Genomic DNA, 15,740 nt, shown 5'->3' on the forward strand with positions numbered 1-15,740 from the left:
TAACCGCTTGTCTGGATAGTTACGCTACGGCCGAGCAGCTTCAAGTGATCAAACGGTTTTGTGACGAGATGCCAGCGTGAAATCGCCAGACGCGTGCAGTTTATTCCGTCGCTGGGGCCGCAGGCGTCTTTGCGCCGGCCCGACGCCAGCGCCACCATTCATCGACTTCCTCAAGATCCTGCGGCGCATAGACCTTTTCATAGATGTTGGTCTTTTTCAGACGGATCTGTGTGAAGCGACCGCGTTTCTTGCGGAATTCTTCATCCTCAAGACGGGTGGTCTGGCGGATGTCCGCAGTGCGGCCATTTCGCGAAGCATACGTCACAAGGGCCGCGTCAGCCGAAGCAATCTGATTGGTATTCTCACGGCTTGGTGCGCGTCCACCCAAGGCCACCATCGCATCGCCCACCGGATCAAGATCTGTCCGGTTCACGCCGCCCGGTGCCGGCAATGGCAAGGCGTTGTAATCTTTGGGTTGGGTCAGCTCTTTGCCCGGAATAATGCGGAACTCGTCCGGACCGTCCGAATTGTTGGGCATGGTGCGCAAAGTCTTGTCTCCGCTGCATGCCGCAAGGCCTGCAACCAATCCTAAAATCAACAGACGTGACACGTGCATTCGCACACCTCCAACACAGTTGCGCCAAGGTTTAGCGCATTCAAACTTCGACGTCACGCCTCTCTTTTGCCGCCGCCAAAGATCACTAACCCAATTGCCCCCGCAAAAATCCATACATCCGCGAGGTTGAACGCGAAGGGGTTGTCGATCCCGCAGCATGACATGTTCAGAAAGTCCGCCACGGCCCCGTAAATCAGGCGATCCACCACATTACCGATGGCACCACCAATCAATAAGCCAGCGCTGATCAGCCCCCACTTGCCGGGCGGTTCACGCCTGATCCAGACCAGCACAAACACAGAAATGGCCAACGCGACTGCGACCAGCACCCAACGCGCCGCTTCAGGGCTTCCAGACAAAAGGCCGAAATTGATGCCGTCGTTCCACGCCATGTGAAACCGCAGAAGCGGTGGCAGCACGTCCATGGCGATGATCTCGCGAAGGTTGAGCATATGCACCACAGCATATTTACTCGCTTGATCGGTAATGAAGGCCCAAAAGCCTGCCCAGAATACCAGACGCATATTGCGTCCCCCTAACTGCCCGTCTGCCTCGTGCCGCTTTGCAGCACCCTTGGTTTTGTTGGCGCTATCGTAAGCGCTATCGGCCTTCGCAACAAGGAAATAGCCGCGAAGGCCCTGATCACCTTTGGCTCACCTTAGTGCCGGAAGTGCCGCATGCCCGTAAAGACCATCGCCAGACCGGCTTCGTCTGCCGCCTTGATCACCTCTTCGTCACGCATCGAACCGCCGGGCTGGATCACGCAAGTGCCGCCAGCAGCGGCCGCTTCGAGCAAGCCGTCAGCAAAGGGGAAGAATGCGTCAGACGCCACTGCGGAGCCCTTGGCGGGGCTTTCGTCCATGCCCAACTCGTCTGCCATACGTTGCGCCTTGGAGGCTGCCACGTTGGCACTGTCCAGACGGCTCATCTGACCGGCGCCAACGCCCACGGTTGCGCCGCCTTTGACATAAACAATGGCGTTGGATTTGACGTGTTTCGCGACCTTCCAGGCAAACAGAAGATCTTCCATCTGTGCGTCTGTCGGCGCCAACTTGGTGACAACCTTAAGGTCATCCTTGCCCACATAACCCACGTCTTTGTCCTGCACCAGCACACCACCGGCAACTTGCTTGTAGGCCGTGATTGGCTGACGCGGGTCTGGAAGACCATCGGTCAGCAACAGACGAAGGTTCTTCTTCGCCGCAAAGATTTCTTTGGCCTCTTCCGACGCGCCCGGCGCAATCACCACCTCAGTGAAGATCTCAACGATCTTCTTGGCGGTGTCCGCATCAAGCGGCTGGTTTAGCGCCACGATGCCACCGAACGCAGAGGTCCGGTCACAATCAAATGCCTTCTGATAAGCCTCAACCAGAGTTGTTCCCACGGCCACACCACACGGGTTGGCGTGTTTGATAATCGCCACGGCAGGGCTCACCGCCGGGTCGAACTCAGACACCAGTTCAAACGCCGCATCCGTGTCGTTGATGTTGTTGTAGCTCAGTTCTTTGCCCTGCAGCTGAGTTGCAGTGGCCACACCGGGGCGACCTGAACCGTCAGTATAGAACGCGGCTTTCTGATGGCTGTTTTCGCCATACCGCAAAGTCTGCTTCAATTCGCCTGCAAACGCGCGACGCTTTGGGGTTTCAAGCTCAAGCTGCTCCGCCATCCAGGTAGACACAGCTGCGTCGTAGGCTGCCGTTCGCGCGTAAGCTTTCTGGCTAAGCTTGCGGCGGAATTTGGGACACGTCGCACCCTTGTGCTGATCCATATCGCCCAGCAACGCGTCATAGTCTTCTACGTCCACGATGACATTCACGAACGCGGCGTTCTTGGCTGCCGCACGGATCATGGCAGGCCCACCGATGTCGATGTTCTCGATGCAGGTGTCATAATCTGCGCCTGCCGCAACCGTAGCCTCGAACGGATAGAGGTTCACAACCAGCAGGTCGATGCCACCAATGCCGTGTTCCTCCATGGCTGCCACATGGGCGTCGTTGTCGCGTAGTGCCAGCAATCCACCATGCACCTTGGGATGAAGCGTTTTGACACGGCCATCCATCATTTCAGGAAAACCGGTGATTTCAGAAACGTCCTTCACCTCGAGCCCGGCGTCGCGCATTGCTTTGGCGGAACCTCCGGTGGACAACAGTTCGACGCCGCGCTCGGAAAGAGCTTTGGCAAGGTCGATCAAACCGGTCTTGTCAGAAACAGAAATCAGGGCGCGGCGAATAGGCAGCAATTCGGTCATGGGGCGCAAGGGTCCTCGGGCTCAGGTTACAAATCTAACTCATCCCGGTTCAGATCCCTGATCGCCACACCAGTCTCATGCGCTTTGCTCAAAGACCACCGGATGCGCGTCCCATACTGCATTGCGACGCCAGATAGAACGATCTGTTTTGTCGCGCGCGGTTTTATGCGGCCTTTTTCAAGAAAAACACTGGGCACAAGCTCCATTTTGGCCGCTCCGTCGTGCCGGAACACCCAAACTTCACCGCTTTTGAGGGCAATTGAGACCGCTGCCCCACCCATATCAAGACTCGCATCAGCCTCCGGATGGAGATGAAATGCAATGTCATAGGGAATCCCCTGCAACGCCTTCTGGTCCATCACCTTGTCAAACTTGCGCTTGTCACCGTCTTCAAGCGCCACAATCAGGTCCTCGCCAGCCATGCCTCGCCCGTCAAAGGTCAGTTCCAGTGTGCGTGCATGGGTCAGACCATGCGTTTCTCGATACCCGTCGTGTCCCCCCTGGAACTTTATGCCATCCGGCACCGGAGTGACTTCTATCGGAACATCCTTTGGCCCTTCGACAAGCTGTTCCTCGCGCCAGCCCTTGCCAATTTTTCCAAGGCGGGAACTGGACAACTCATCGAGCGTCAAAACAGAATGAGACGGCGTGGCCCTGCCAAACCTCCTCCAATCCTCGCCAAGGCTGCTGCCTGAACCACAATTGACAACCACGGGGCGACGACCACTGGTCAATTCAAACGCAAGGGTCGAGGCATGTGCATTGGTGGAACTGTCCCCGCTTGGCGGCAAACTGGCGTCAACGACAACGCTGGTTCGCCCTGCACTCAGGCGCGCATACCCCATAGCAAGACCGTCCGCCTGACGGGTCTTGACCCGACTCTCTGCCAAAGCGTGATCCAAACGTCCGTCGATGCCACGACCACCGCCGTGGAACCGCGCCAATCCACCATCGGAATGGCGAAGTGTGCGCAGTGTTGGTGCAATGCGTTCTATTGCTTGGACATGCGCCTCGGAAGGCGACAATTCGGCTTCCGTCAACGCTGTGGCCGCCCAAGTCAGAAGCGTAAAAACTTCAAGCAACTCTTCCGGGTTTCGGGTTGGAATACCACCTTGTTCATCAACCTGTTTCCGACATTCCCTGTCCAACGCCTTCAGCGCTGGCGCCACATGCTGCGACATGCCTTCAAGGGCGAGACCGGCATAAATAAGCCCTGTCAAAGCCTCGAAGCGGGGAAGCCCGGGCAAACTGGTACGCCAGCGGCGGCTCAGGAATATCGTCTGTTGCGCCAAAGATTTGTAGAAGTCTTCAGACTGCTCTGGGCTACGCGCCCGCAGGAGAAACAGAGCATGACTGATCCAGCGGATAAGCCGGCGTCCCGTTAAATCTGGCGTCCATCCCGGGCCGCGTCCACGCCCGTACTCTGCGATCCAGCCCCAAACCCAGTCCTGCCCACGGTCCCGTGCAGGCGCATCGCCGACAGCGGCCAGGTCGTCAAGCCACGCAAATCCGTGAAGTTCCTGAGCAAAAACTTCATCCGGTGCATCCAGAGACCACATAGACGTGTTCTGAGCCGTCAAAAGATGTCCGGCAAAAAGGAAGTTTCCCGCCACCAGCTGCTTGCCACGCGCATATAAACCGATGGTGCGCGGCTCCGGCATCGACGTGAAACCGGTTGCCGGACTGGCCATCGTGCTGATCCGCGCATGCACGCGATGCATCAGCCGCGTGCCGCGTGCTGATATGCCGTTAGGGTTGGACATTCACTCTCTGCCTCTACGCTCTTTGGCGTTTTGCACAGAGTTTAGCGGGGTTGTCTGCACAAGTCACCGATTCAGTTGCGGCGGCCTCAAGTGTAGCTGGGAAAGGCTAACGAATGTGTACCTTGTGAACGGCGCGTTACTCCCTGCGCAGCATCGCCATATAGAATCCGTCCATGCCTCCGCGCGCGGCCCAATAATCAGGTCTCAGACGCAGACCGCCTTCTTCGGTAACCCATTCAGGGTCAACGCCACCCACCAAAAGCGCCTCGCGATCCACACGAACACCGGACCATCGCGCCAAGGCCTCCTCAACCTGTACTTCACCTTCGTCAGGCAACAGGGAGCAGGTGCAAAACACAAGACGCCCACCCGGTTTCAAAAGTCCAAGTGCATGGTCAATAAACACTTCCTGCAATCCGATCAGGTCACCGAATTCGCTGCCGTCTTTTGCAAAGGGCAGGTCCGGATGCCTTCGCATGGTTCCCGTCGCAGAGCAGGGCGCATCCAGAAGGATTGCGTCATACTCACCACCCTGCGCCATAACGTCACCAACCACCAACTTTGCCGTGAGGCCTGTTCGCTTTAGGTTTTCCTCGACGCGCGCCATCCGCGAGGGGTTGTCATCTACAGCCGTTACCTCCGCGCCTGCGGCCGCCAACTGCATGGTCTTGCCCCCCGGAGCGGCGCACAAGTCCAGAACTTTTTCGCCGGGCTTCACGTCCAGAATTTTTGCGGGTAAGGCCGCGGCAGCGTCCTGAACCCACCAGTCGCCTTCGGTGTAACCCGACAAGGCTGATACTTGTTGACCGACTGAAACACGAACAGAGCCGGTTGGCAGCAGGTCTCCTTCAACAACTTTTGCTAGCGCTTCAGGATCTCCTTTGGCAGTCAAATCCAAAGGCGCACCCGCAAAATGCGCGGCCTCGATGCCCAGCATAACTTCGCTGCCATAGGCCTGCACCAAAGGCTTGCGCAACCACTTTGGCATGCGCGGAATACGCAGACGATCCCATTCGGCCTGCCCTTCGGCATCAACCTTGCGCAGCACCGCATTCACCAGCCCCTTCAGCTTCGATTGGTGTTTGTTTTTTGAAATGATCTCGACAGCGTCATTCACCACGCCGTGCGCCGCGCCACCCTGGCACAGTTCCACGGTTCCGAGGCGCAAAACGTTCTGCACCGTCATCGCAGGAACTTTCTTCAGGTGCTTTTGCAAAACCCTGTCCGCGCGTTCCAAACCGCGCAGAGTATCGACCGCCAGACGTTGGGCACGAGCCCGTTCGGCAGGTTCCAACCGCTCCAGTGCACCGCTTCCGATGACCTCCGACAAAAGCCGGCCTTCGCCAAGAACCTGATCCAACAGGTAAACAGCACTGCGGCGGGTCTGCATTCCGGATTTTGACATCGCTGGCCTTTCTCGTGCGACTCTAGAGAACCTTGTCGTTCCCGAAGGCGCGCGTATATCAAGGGCATACTCCAAAAGAAAGCCCGCGCGAAAGGACTGGCCATGAGCGACGACAGCCAAAAGGATCTCCCCGAAGCCGCGAAGCGCGCTTTGGCCGAAGCCGAGGAACGCCGCCGGAAAGCCAAAGCCCTCGAGTTGCCAACCGAACTGGGAGGCCGCGACGGGCCTGAACCTGTTCGCTACGGCGATTGGGAGAAAAAAGGTCTGGCGATTGACTTCTGAGGACTATTCGCAGCCACGCCCTCGCGGGCGCGGCTGCAGATGCCAAAAATTCAAAGGCCCAGCGCCTTGCGCCGATCTTCGGCAAACCCCTGAACCAAACGATCAGCAACCAGCGCCAGAATAGCCATGGCCGCACCGGCAGTCACACCAAGTCCGACATCGGCTTGTCCCAATGCCAGATAAATGGATTGACCAAGACCGGTCGTGCCGATCAGTGCCGCAATCACCAGCATGGCAAAGGCATACAGGATGGTCTGGTTCAAACCCAACAGGATGGTTGGCGCCGCATAGGGCCCGCGCACCTCGAACATGGTCTGCCATTTTCCTGCACCACTGGCCGTGGCCGCTTCGATCATATCCTCAGGCGTCGAAACCAGGCCCTGACGCGTGTAGCGGATCATCGGCACAACCGCATACATGCAAATCGCCAGAAATGCGGAAAATTCGCCGATCTGGAAGAACATCAGAACTGGGATCAGAAACACAAACAACGGAATGGTCTGCAGCATATCACATATCGGCCGCACGACGGTCCAAACCCGGGCACTCATAGCACTCAAAAAACCCAGTACGCCGCCTACCAAAGCACAGGCTGCAACAGATGCGCCGCTCAGATAAAGCGACAGCATTGCACGTTCCCAAAGGCCGGAAATCAGGATCAGGCCGAGCAGGATAACCACCAGACGTACGAGCTTCCAGCCACTTGCAACCCAGCCCAAAGCAGCCGCCCCGATTAGGATCAGAGGCCACGGCGCTTGTGCAATCCCGATTTCAAGAAACAATGCAGCGATCACGACGACCGCGCCCGCGGTAACATGGTCTCGCCACGCCAGAATTCCACCGATCACGGCGGCGGCGGCAAACCAGGCCATGCTGTGCATTGCAGTCCACTGGAAACCCCAGGTGAACGGCAAAACCGCGTCTGCAAGACCAATACGCAAAGGCAAAAGGCCAAAGAACATCGATGAGTTCTTGACCGAGTCCAACGCAGCGCCATTGTTGGCGGTAAAGGTGCCGACGCCTTTGTCGACCGCCTCGGCAACGCCATCCAGAAGCGCGATACCACTCGGGTTCCAACCGGCGATCATCGACCAGACTGCCACCATCACACCAGCCGCAAAGATCCCGGCTGCCACCCTTTTACTCTGAGATGGACGAGGCTCAGCCAACGCCGCCGACATCCGGTCAATCACAACCGCGAAGACAACAATCACGGTCCCTGCAAGAAAGGCCGGACCGAACTGAGCCTTGCGCATCGTCAAAAGTACTTCCCAGCCAATGTCTTTGAACCCGCCAATTACGGCGGCGATAATGACCATCGACAACGCAGCCATAAGGCACTGGTTGAATCCCACCATGATCTGCTGGCCTGCGGCGGGAATCTCGATCAAAAACAACTGTTGCCTGCGCGTGCCACCCGACATTACCGCGGCCTCCCGGATTTCGGGCTCCACACGCTCAAGTCCCAAAAGCACATTCCGCGCCATCGGCGGCGCCGCATAAATAGCCGAGGCAATGAGACCGACCACCGGTCCAAAGCCGAACAACACAATCAGGGGTGTCAGGTAGGCAAATGTCGGAACAGTTTGCATAACATCAAGCAAGCCATTGACCGCGCTTTTTAACCGTGGGACTTCAAATGCTAGAATTCCAATGGCCATGCCGAGAACCACCGCCAGCGGAACGGATACCGTCACCAAAGCCAGCGTGTTCATGCCTTCGGCCCAATACCCGGAAATCACCACGAACCCGAGTCCCAGGAAACCCAACGCAGCAAGCCGAACCCCACCGATCAACCAGCCAATGGCGGTCACGGCCCCCACAATCAAAGGCCACGGCGCGCCACCGAGCACGGCACCGACCCACTCCATGGGAAATCCAAGCAAAAAAGAGAAAAACCGCGCAACCGGCTTAAACACGCCAAGAAACCAGCTTACAACAGCACCAACCCATTCGGTCATGGGCACTGTCAGGGCGTCAGGCCATGCCACCAGCCATTCAAATTGCGCGCCGAGCAGACGACAAGTAATCCCAACCGCCAAAACCAGCAAAGCTGCCTTGGCTCCACGCGTCAAATCCAAACCGCGGCGATCAGACACCTCTTCGACAACGGCCATCAGGCAGCCCCGCCAGTGTCTTCATCCACATGCAACGCCGCCGCCAGTTCCGCTGGATGCACCGCTCCGACCATATTGCCAGCATCATCCCAAACCGGCACTGGCTCATACAGGTCCATGCACTTCTCAAGTGCGGTGCTCAATGTCATACCCACTTTGAGTTTCGGATCATCCGGCATGCTTTCGGGCACGTCGCCCAACATTACGCTTTCCACGCAAGCATGACGTCCCTTTGGAACGTCGCGTGTAAATTCGCGAACATAATCGTCGACCGGACGAAGAACGATATCTTCTGGTGTACCAATCTGCACGATTTCACCATCCCGCATGATCGCAATTCGGTCGGCGAGTTTGAGCGCCTCTTGGATATCGTGTGTGATGAACACGATCGACTTTTTCAGAGTCGCCTGAATGTTGAGAAACTCATCCTGAAGCTGACGACGGATCAATGGATCCAATGCGGAAAACGGTTCGTCCAAAAACCAGATGTCAGGATTCACGGCCAGAGAGCGGGCGATGCCTACACGTTGCCGCTGACCGCCGGAAAGGTTCCGGGGATAGGCATCTTCGCGTCCTTGCAGCCCGACGAGTTCCAAAACTTCATGCGCCCGATTGCGGCGCTCGGCCTTACCTGCACCTTGCATTTTCAGTGGGAAGGCCACGTTGTCGGTCACTGTCATGTGCGGAAACAGACCGAAGTGCTGAAACACCATTCCCAGCTTGTTGCGACGTAGCTCAATCAAACGCTTCTCGTTCGCCTGAAGGATGTCTTCGCCGTCAATGCGCACTGACCCGGCAGTCGGCTCGATCAGCCGCGAAATGCAACGGATCATGGTTGATTTGCCGGAGCCCGAGAGCCCCATAATCACGAAGAGTTCGCCAGCCTTCACCTCAAAATCGGCGGCGCGTACGGCAGGTATAAGCCCTCGCCCTTTCAAACTTTCGGCAATTGCATGGAAGTCTTCGGGATTGGTGGTGGCCTCGCGCGCAGTGCGCAAGGCCTTTTCGGCGTGCTCGCCGAAGACCTGCCAGAGGCCTTCGACGGCAATCGCCGGAGCAGTGCTGTTCGTGTCGGTCATGTGAACCTTACTTGGTCGCCGCTTCTACGACCGGCTTCCACTTGGACTCGTTTGCGCCCATCCATGCCGCCACAACTTCCTCTACGGATTTGCCATCGACATCGACTGCGCCCATCATCGGTTGCTGGTCGCCAACCGCCAGCGTGTAGTTCACCAGAATCTCGTGCGCCGCAGGCCACTTGTCTTTGAGGCCCGGCCAACCCGCCTTGAAGATGCGGCTTGCTGCAAAGTCACAGTCGTTGATCGCGTTCGGGTTCGGGCCCCAGCTTGCATCCGTGAAACATGCATCTTCACCTGCTGGCAGCTGCACAAATTTCACGTCGTATGCGGACATCGCCCAGTGAGGTTGCCAGAAAGTGATCAGCAGGGGTGATTTCTTTTCAGTAGAAGCACGCAGCTCAGCAATCAATGCGCCTTCCGAGCCAGCAGGAATTGCTTTGAACGGAAGCTCCAGACCGGTCATGCGATCCGCACCGGGCGTGCCCCAATCGGCAGGATAGTCAACCAGTCGACCCATCGGCAGTGTCTCGGCGGTGGCAAAGTTCATTGCGCAGTCATTCAAGGCTTCCCAAGCAGGCAGCCCAGGGCAGAGCTCTTCCACGTGGGCGGGGTACGCGATGCCCTCGCGTGCATCCAGGCCCAGATCCGACAACTCTTCCAGTTTGCCTTCACCTTTCAGGACCGCGTACTGATCAGAAACGTTGGAGGACCAAATTTCCAGCGTCGCGTGGATGTCGCCATCCGCAATTGCTTGGAACTGGTTCAGCATGCCTGCTGTTACGAATTCAACCTCATAGCCAGCAGCACGCAGCATTTCGGCTGCAACGTGTGTTGTCACATGCTGACCAGTCCATTCGTTGATCGCCAGCTTGATCGGCTCATCCGTGGCGCCAAGATCGGCGGCCAATGCGCCCGAGGCCATCGCAGTCATTGCCAGCACTGACAGGCCGGATTTCATCAAAGTTTTCATGTCCCACTCCCTATTGAGGTCATTTCTTGTATGATCATTTAATTTTTTGACTGGCCACATAAGACCATAAGAGTCGCGAGCTGCCAACAAAAAGATTAACGCTTGAGAACCCGTGCCCAAGGCGTCTAGCTAAACGGTTATATTATAATCGCTTTTCTCGACCTGAAGACAGGATCACAAACCCAACACGTCGAGCATATCATATTCGCCGGGTTTCTGGTCCTGCCCCCAGAGAGCGGCTCTCAGCGCACCTTTTGCAAAGAGGCTCCGATCTGTCGCTTTGTGGCGCAAGATAATCTGCTCACCATCACAGGCGAACATAACGTCGTGCTCCCCGATGATGTCTCCTCCGCGAATTGCAGTAAACCCGATATCCCCGCGCTTTCGCGCCCCGGTTATTCCGTCGCGACCACGATCGGCTACGTCAGTCAGCGATACGCCGCGGCCTTCTGCTGCGGCTTCACCGAGCATCAGGGCTGTGCCGGAAGGAGCATCGACCTTGTGGCGATGGTGATATTCAACCACTTCAATGTCGAACTCTTCGTCCAAGGCCGCAGCAACCTTTTTCGTCAGCAGCGTCAAAAGATTCACACCTAGGCTCATATTTCCGGCACGCACGATCACAGCATGACGAGCGCACGGCTCCAGCTGGGCGATATCGTCCTCGGTCATCCCGGTGGTGCCAATCACATGAACAGCCCGCGCCTGAGCGGCAAGTTTGGCAAACTGAACGGTGGCCGCAGGAGCCGTGAAATCAATCACCGCCTGCGCCTTCGCAAAGGCTTCCAGCGGCTCATCGGTGACCGTCACGCCAAGCGCGGCTCCGCCCATGGCCTCGCCGACATCGCGCCCAACCCAGTCGTGACCTGCGCGCTCCACAACACCAACAAGGCGCGCCTTGTCGCTGTCCAGTACCGTCTTGATCAACATCTGCCCCATGCGGCCCGACGCTCCAGTGATCACGATTCCCGGCAAGTCTGACATTTTCGTCTCCCTTAATCTTCGCGCCATGCTTACCCTTTGGCTGTCCGCTTGGCAAAGGCCCTCAAACGCCCTAAGTGGAGAGACATGGCAAAACACAGAGATTCCGAGGGCCGCGGCCCCTCCCAGCGGATGTTACGCGTCGGCGAACTGATCCGTCGCACCCTGTCCGAAGTCCTGATGAAGGGCGATATCCATGATCCGGACCTGAACCGTTTGTCGATCACGGTGGGCGAAGTCCGCGTCAGCCCGGACCTTACCATCGCAACCGCCTACGTTCTGCCACTTGGCGGCGGACAACAGGAAGAGGCGATTGCCTACCTGGCCCGCAACAAAGGTGAGCTCCGCCGCATCATCGGCAAGAAGGCGGGGCTAAAACACGCGCCGGACCTGCGATTCCGTATCGACAAAACCTATGACCAGATGGAAGCGACACGCGCCATGCTGTCAGACGAGCGCGTCCGGCGAGATGTCGAAAAACCGGACGATCCGGAGGCTGACACCCAGTGATCCGCGTACTTCTAACCGCTGCACTGGTCTTGCTGCCTACTCTAGCTGGCGCAGTGACGTGTGAAGACGCAGCCCACGAAGGCAACCGATACACTCTTTGCACTGTTGATCTCGAAACAGAAGAGCTGCGTCTTTTCCTGCGCGACACCGACGGCGCCATTCTTGGACAGTTTCGGGACATACAACGCGCATTGCCAGACCGCCGTTTTCTCGCTTTCGCCATGAATGCTGGCATGTATCATTCCGACCGCCGCCCCGTCGGCCACTACGTTGAGTTCGGCGAAGAGGAGGCTCCTCTTTTGACAGGGGCGTCCAAAGGAAACTTCGGCCTTTTGCCTAACGGTGTGTTCTGCATCAACGACACGCGCGCGGATGTGATCGAAACTCTTAAATTTGCGAAAACCCGACCTTCGTGTGAACACGCCACTCAATCAGGACCCATGCTGGTGATCGACGGCCAGTTGCACCCGCGCTTTCTTGTGGACAGCACGTCAAAATTCATTCGCAACGGCGTTGGTACTTCGGCCGATGGAAGAAAAGCGTATTTTGTAATCTCTCGAAACGCGGTCACCTTTCACGAATTCGGGCTAATTTTCCGCGACGTGCTGGAAACGCCCAACGCACTGTATTTCGACGGCAAGATCAGTCGCTTGCACGCGCCGTCCATCAACCGGTCCGACCCGGGCTTTCTGATGGGGCCAATTGTCGGCGTGCTGGAAACCTCCGCAAATTGACAGGCAGCGTTTGATCCGCTAGGTCGCCGCCCTCACCAGAGATCAAAGGCGCACACAATGGCACGCAAACGCAAAGGCCGCGACATTTCCGGTTGGCTCGTTGTCGACAAACCTGCAGGCATGACTTCCACATCGGTGGTCAACAAAGTTCGCTGGGCGTTCAATGCCAAAAAGGCCGGCCATGCGGGTACGCTTGATCCGGACGCCACAGGTGTGCTGGCCGTCGCCCTTGGTGAAGCTACCAAAACCGTGCCCTTCATCACGGATGCTCTCAAAGCCTACACATTCACGGTGCGCCTCGGACAAGCGACCAACACCGACGATGCCGAAGGTGAAGTGATAGCAGAATCCAATTTGCGCCCTGAAGACAACGAAATCAAAGCCGCTCTGGGCCAGTTCGTCGGTGACATCATGCAGGTGCCACCAAAGTTCTCAGCAGTCAAAATCGATGGGCAGCGTGCCTACAAGCTCGCCCGCGACGGCGAAGATGTGGAAATCGCCGCGCGTCCGCTGTGGGTCGAGGAACTTCTGATGATCGACCGCGAAGATGTCGATCATGTCACTCTGGAGATGACCTGCGGCAAAGGTGGCTATGTTCGGTCCATCGCCCGCGATCTCGGCGAAGCTCTGGGCTGTCACGGTCATGTGCGCGAACTGCGCAGAATCTGGTCCGGGCCTTTCGATGCCGCTGACGGGCTTACTGTCGAACAAATCGACGAAATGGCGAAACAGCCGGAACTGGACCAATATCTGCGCCCTCTCGAACAAGGCCTGATCGACCTGCCAGAAGTGAAAGCCACGTCAGAAGGGGCAACGCGTCTACGCAATGGAAATGCAGGAATGGTGATCGCGTCCGATGTGGAATACGGCGAGGAATGCTGGGCCAGCTTCGAAGGCCAGCCCGTCGCTGTTGGCGTCTTCAAGGCAGGCGAACTTCACCCCAGCCGCGTTTTTGTGTTGCCGCAGGACTGACCCACCTTGTTCACGCGCACGTTTCAGAAAGACGATGCCGCATCTTCGGCGCTTTACTCGGAGTGCGAGACTTACCGCTATGCGTTGACCCGTGTCTGGGACACGGGCAAAGAACGCGTGCTCTTCATCATGCTCAACCCGTCCAAGGCCACCGAACAACAGAACGACCCGACGATAGAACGCTGTGAACGCCGCGCTCGTGCCTTGGGTTTCGGCGGTTTCCGGGCCGTGAATATTTTTGCGTTGCGCGAAACCGACCCAAAAAAACTGCGCCAGCACCCAGCTCCGGCAGGTCCCGACAACGATACTGTCGTTGCCGAAAGCTGCAATTGGGCCGATGTCATTATTGCCGCGTGGGGGGCGCATGGCGATCACCTGAACCGCGGATTTGAGATGCGCGATGTTCTGGCTGGAACCAATCGCCCGATCTCTCACCTCGGTCTGACCAAACATGGCCATCCCCGGCACCCTCTGTATATCGCCTACGCAACTCAACCTGAACGCTGGGATCTTTCCGCATAATCCCCATGCCAAACCTGTCAAGACGCACAGGTTAACCAACCCGACAATGTCAGTTTTGAAACTTCGCAAACCTGTGGCCTAATGAGCGTGGGGGTGAGTGGAGTTTCACTATGTTGTGGTTAGCAGGTTTGATCGCCGTCATGGCGGGCGCCGCCGTTTTTGTTGGCACCGATGACATTACTGTCGAGACAGACGCAGACGAAGAAACGCCTGAAGACAATGCCGAAGCTGTCACATCGCCGTCTGAAACAACGGCACTCGAAATCGCTCTGGCACCAGAACCGGACGACGTCCGAGGCGGCGCAGCCAACGACATTCTGGCAGGGAGCGAGGTCTCAGATGGAATCCATGGTGGCGACGGAGATGATCAGATCAACGGATACGCCGGCGACGACACCATCACAGGTGGCGCGGGGAATGACATTCTCTTTGGAGCCAGCGGACTCGACCAGCTTGGGGGGGGAGCGGATAACGACATCCTTCATGGTCAGGATGGAAGCGACACTCTGAGAGGCGGTGACGGAGACGACAGTCTTTTTGGACACAACAACAATGACTTGCTCTACGGCGAAAGCGGCTCGGATTCTCTTGTCGGCGGGTTCGGTGACGACACATTGAACGGCGGACCGGGAGATGACGCACTCCACGGCGGATACGAAAATGACGTCCTCAATGGAGGCTCTGGCGACGACACCCTATTCGGCGGCCAGGGAGATGACATGGCCATTGGCAACACGGACCACGAAACCGACTTTCTCAATGGCGGGAGCGGCGAAGACACCTTGATAGGCGGAACCGGCGATATACTCACGGGCGGTGATGACGCAGACTCCTTCGTACTGGATGCTTCCGCTGAAGCGCCACTGACCGTGATGGATTTTGACCATAGCGAAGACAACCTTTTGGTACTGTACACGAACCAAAACAGCATTCCGCAGGTCGAAATCCGCCCCCTTGGTAGCGACCCTGACATGATCGAGGTGGTCGTCGACGGCGAAGCTCTCGCCATCGTCCGCGGAGGCGGCGGCCTGACAGCTGCAGATATCTCCGTTGTCGCCGAGGTATAGCTCGCCAAAAACCCCTTTTCTTTCTGACTGAATCCGCCTATACGCCTCCATCTGGATCAAGAATCCTTGGCCAGACCTCCACGGACCTTGCTGGACGACATCCCGGCTTGCGCCCTTAACCCTTAGACTAGGAGACCCCGATGTCGATCACTGTTGAAGAAAAAGCACGCCTGATGAAGGAATTCGCAACCAAAGAAGGCGACACCGGTTCGCCTGAAGTTCAGGTTGCCATCCTTACTTCGCGCATCAACACTCTGACCGAGCACTTCAAAACCCACAAAAAAGACAACCACGGTCGCCGTGGTCTGCTGAAAATGGTTGCCCAGCGCCGTAAGCTTCTGGACTACCTGAAGGGCAAAGAAGAAGCACGCTATCAGGACCTGATCAAACGTCTCGGCATCCGCCGCTAAGACATCCGATCATCGGAATACACGAAACGCCTGCTCTCCGGAGCAGGCGTTTTTTTTGTGCTCG

The 15,740-nt window shown here is 57.3% G+C and carries 16 protein-coding genes; 7 read left to right on the top strand and 9 right to left on the bottom strand.

The window, feature by feature from the left end:
- Nucleotides 1–100 precede the first annotated feature (100 nt).
- From BXY66_RS12680 to BXY66_RS12700, 5 genes are all read right to left on the bottom strand, one after another.
- On the bottom strand, nucleotides 101–616 hold the full coding sequence (locus BXY66_RS12680; protein ID WP_132860613.1) for a DUF3035 domain-containing protein: 516 nt from the start codon (nucleotides 614–616) through the stop codon (nucleotides 101–103).
- A gap of 53 nt (nucleotides 617–669) precedes the next feature.
- Nucleotides 670–1,140, bottom strand: coding sequence for a signal peptidase II (gene lspA / locus BXY66_RS12685; RefSeq protein WP_132860614.1), 471 nt, complete (start codon nucleotides 1,138–1,140; stop codon nucleotides 670–672).
- Between the two features lie 134 nt (nucleotides 1,141–1,274).
- Nucleotides 1,275–2,864, bottom strand: a complete 1,590-nt coding sequence (gene purH / locus BXY66_RS12690) for a bifunctional phosphoribosylaminoimidazolecarboxamide formyltransferase/IMP cyclohydrolase (RefSeq protein WP_132860615.1) — start codon at nucleotides 2,862–2,864, stop codon at nucleotides 1,275–1,277.
- 26 nt (nucleotides 2,865–2,890) lie between these two features.
- Complete coding sequence (locus BXY66_RS12695; RefSeq protein WP_243694378.1) at nucleotides 2,891–4,627, bottom strand: heparinase II/III family protein; 1,737 nt, start codon at nucleotides 4,625–4,627, stop codon at nucleotides 2,891–2,893.
- 136 nt (nucleotides 4,628–4,763) lie between these two features.
- Entirely contained in the window at nucleotides 4,764–6,032 is a 1,269-nt protein-coding gene (locus tag BXY66_RS12700) for an RsmB/NOP family class I SAM-dependent RNA methyltransferase (protein ID WP_132860616.1), read from the bottom strand.
- A 102-nt stretch (nucleotides 6,033–6,134) separates the two neighbouring features.
- On the opposite strand from BXY66_RS12700, the gene BXY66_RS12705 reads away from it, so the two are divergent.
- Nucleotides 6,135–6,314: a DUF1674 domain-containing protein gene (locus BXY66_RS12705; protein ID WP_132860617.1), complete on the top strand. Its 180-nt coding sequence runs from the start codon at nucleotides 6,135–6,137 to the stop codon at nucleotides 6,312–6,314.
- 50 nt (nucleotides 6,315–6,364) lie between these two features.
- Here BXY66_RS12705 and BXY66_RS12710 read toward each other — a convergent pair whose 3' ends face one another.
- The 4 genes from BXY66_RS12710 to dapB form a co-directional block, all read right to left on the bottom strand.
- Nucleotides 6,365–8,431: an ABC transporter permease gene (locus BXY66_RS12710; RefSeq protein ID WP_132860618.1), complete on the bottom strand. Its 2,067-nt coding sequence runs from the start codon at nucleotides 8,429–8,431 to the stop codon at nucleotides 6,365–6,367.
- Nucleotides 8,431–9,510 carry a quaternary amine ABC transporter ATP-binding protein gene (locus tag BXY66_RS12715; protein ID WP_132860619.1) on the bottom strand — a complete coding sequence of 360 codons (1,080 nt, stop codon included), beginning with the start codon at nucleotides 9,508–9,510 and terminating at the stop codon, nucleotides 8,431–8,433. The genes BXY66_RS12710 and BXY66_RS12715 overlap by 1 nt, the downstream gene beginning before the upstream one ends.
- A gap of 7 nt (nucleotides 9,511–9,517) precedes the next feature.
- A complete protein-coding gene (locus BXY66_RS12720; RefSeq protein WP_132861070.1) occupies nucleotides 9,518–10,468 on the bottom strand; it encodes an ABC transporter substrate-binding protein in 951 nt (316 codons plus the stop codon).
- A gap of 186 nt (nucleotides 10,469–10,654) precedes the next feature.
- Nucleotides 10,655–11,464 carry a 4-hydroxy-tetrahydrodipicolinate reductase gene (dapB, locus tag BXY66_RS12725; RefSeq protein WP_132860620.1) on the bottom strand — a complete coding sequence of 270 codons (810 nt, stop codon included), beginning with the start codon at nucleotides 11,462–11,464 and terminating at the stop codon, nucleotides 10,655–10,657.
- Between the two features lie 84 nt (nucleotides 11,465–11,548).
- On the opposite strand from dapB, the gene rbfA reads away from it, so the two are divergent.
- The 6 genes from rbfA to rpsO all read left to right on the top strand — a co-directional run bounded on the left by rbfA (nucleotide 11,549) and on the right by rpsO (nucleotide 15,676).
- A complete protein-coding gene (gene rbfA, locus BXY66_RS12730) occupies nucleotides 11,549–11,971 on the top strand; it encodes a 30S ribosome-binding factor RbfA (protein WP_132860621.1) in 423 nt (140 codons plus the stop codon).
- A complete protein-coding gene (locus BXY66_RS12735; RefSeq protein WP_132860622.1) occupies nucleotides 11,968–12,705 on the top strand; it encodes a phosphodiester glycosidase family protein in 738 nt (245 codons plus the stop codon). Before rbfA ends, BXY66_RS12735 begins: the two co-directional genes overlap by 4 nt.
- Nucleotides 12,706–12,762: 57 nt before the next feature.
- A complete protein-coding gene (gene truB / locus BXY66_RS12740) occupies nucleotides 12,763–13,677 on the top strand; it encodes a tRNA pseudouridine(55) synthase TruB (RefSeq protein ID WP_132860623.1) in 915 nt (304 codons plus the stop codon).
- A gap of 6 nt (nucleotides 13,678–13,683) precedes the next feature.
- A complete protein-coding gene (locus BXY66_RS12745) occupies nucleotides 13,684–14,199 on the top strand; it encodes a DUF1643 domain-containing protein (RefSeq protein WP_132860624.1) in 516 nt (171 codons plus the stop codon).
- Between the two features lie 110 nt (nucleotides 14,200–14,309).
- A complete protein-coding gene (locus BXY66_RS12750) occupies nucleotides 14,310–15,266 on the top strand; it encodes a calcium-binding protein (protein ID WP_132860625.1) in 957 nt (318 codons plus the stop codon).
- Nucleotides 15,267–15,406: 140 nt separating this feature from the next.
- Nucleotides 15,407–15,676, top strand: coding sequence for a 30S ribosomal protein S15 (rpsO, locus tag BXY66_RS12755; protein ID WP_132860626.1), 270 nt, complete (start codon nucleotides 15,407–15,409; stop codon nucleotides 15,674–15,676).
- Nucleotides 15,677–15,740: the final 64 nt, after the last annotated feature.

The sequence above is a fragment of the Shimia isoporae genome (genome assembly GCF_004346865.1).
GTDB classification, from domain to species: Bacteria; Pseudomonadota; Alphaproteobacteria; order Rhodobacterales; family Rhodobacteraceae; genus Shimia; species Shimia isoporae.

What these genes read in the sequence shown, in the direction of transcription:
- BXY66_RS12680 (WP_132860613.1), bottom strand. Translation starts at nt 616, where the DNA reads ATGCACGTGTCACGTCTGTTGATTTTAGGATTGGTTGCAGGCCTTGCG.
- lspA (WP_132860614.1), bottom strand. Translation starts at nt 1,140, where the DNA reads ATGCGTCTGGTATTCTGGGCAGGCTTTTGGGCCTTCATTACCGATCAA.
- purH (WP_132860615.1), bottom strand. Translation starts at nt 2,864, where the DNA reads ATGACCGAATTGCTGCCTATTCGCCGCGCCCTGATTTCTGTTTCTGAC.
- BXY66_RS12695 (WP_243694378.1), bottom strand. Translation starts at nt 4,627, where the DNA reads ATGTCCAACCCTAACGGCATATCAGCACGCGGCACGCGGCTGATGCAT.
- BXY66_RS12700 (WP_132860616.1), bottom strand. Translation starts at nt 6,032, where the DNA reads ATGTCAAAATCCGGAATGCAGACCCGCCGCAGTGCTGTTTACCTGTTG.
- BXY66_RS12705 (WP_132860617.1), top strand. Translation starts at nt 6,135, where the DNA reads ATGAGCGACGACAGCCAAAAGGATCTCCCCGAAGCCGCGAAGCGCGCT.
- BXY66_RS12710 (WP_132860618.1), bottom strand. Translation starts at nt 8,431, where the DNA reads ATGGCCGTTGTCGAAGAGGTGTCTGATCGCCGCGGTTTGGATTTGACG.
- BXY66_RS12715 (WP_132860619.1), bottom strand. Translation starts at nt 9,510, where the DNA reads ATGACCGACACGAACAGCACTGCTCCGGCGATTGCCGTCGAAGGCCTC.
- BXY66_RS12720 (WP_132861070.1), bottom strand. Translation starts at nt 10,468, where the DNA reads ATGAAATCCGGCCTGTCAGTGCTGGCAATGACTGCGATGGCCTCGGGC.
- dapB (WP_132860620.1), bottom strand. Translation starts at nt 11,464, where the DNA reads ATGTCAGACTTGCCGGGAATCGTGATCACTGGAGCGTCGGGCCGCATG.
- rbfA (WP_132860621.1), top strand. Translation starts at nt 11,549, where the DNA reads ATGGCAAAACACAGAGATTCCGAGGGCCGCGGCCCCTCCCAGCGGATG.
- truB (WP_132860623.1), top strand. Translation starts at nt 12,763, where the DNA reads ATGGCACGCAAACGCAAAGGCCGCGACATTTCCGGTTGGCTCGTTGTC.
- BXY66_RS12750 (WP_132860625.1), top strand. Translation starts at nt 14,310, where the DNA reads ATGTTGTGGTTAGCAGGTTTGATCGCCGTCATGGCGGGCGCCGCCGTT.
- rpsO (WP_132860626.1), top strand. Translation starts at nt 15,407, where the DNA reads ATGTCGATCACTGTTGAAGAAAAAGCACGCCTGATGAAGGAATTCGCA.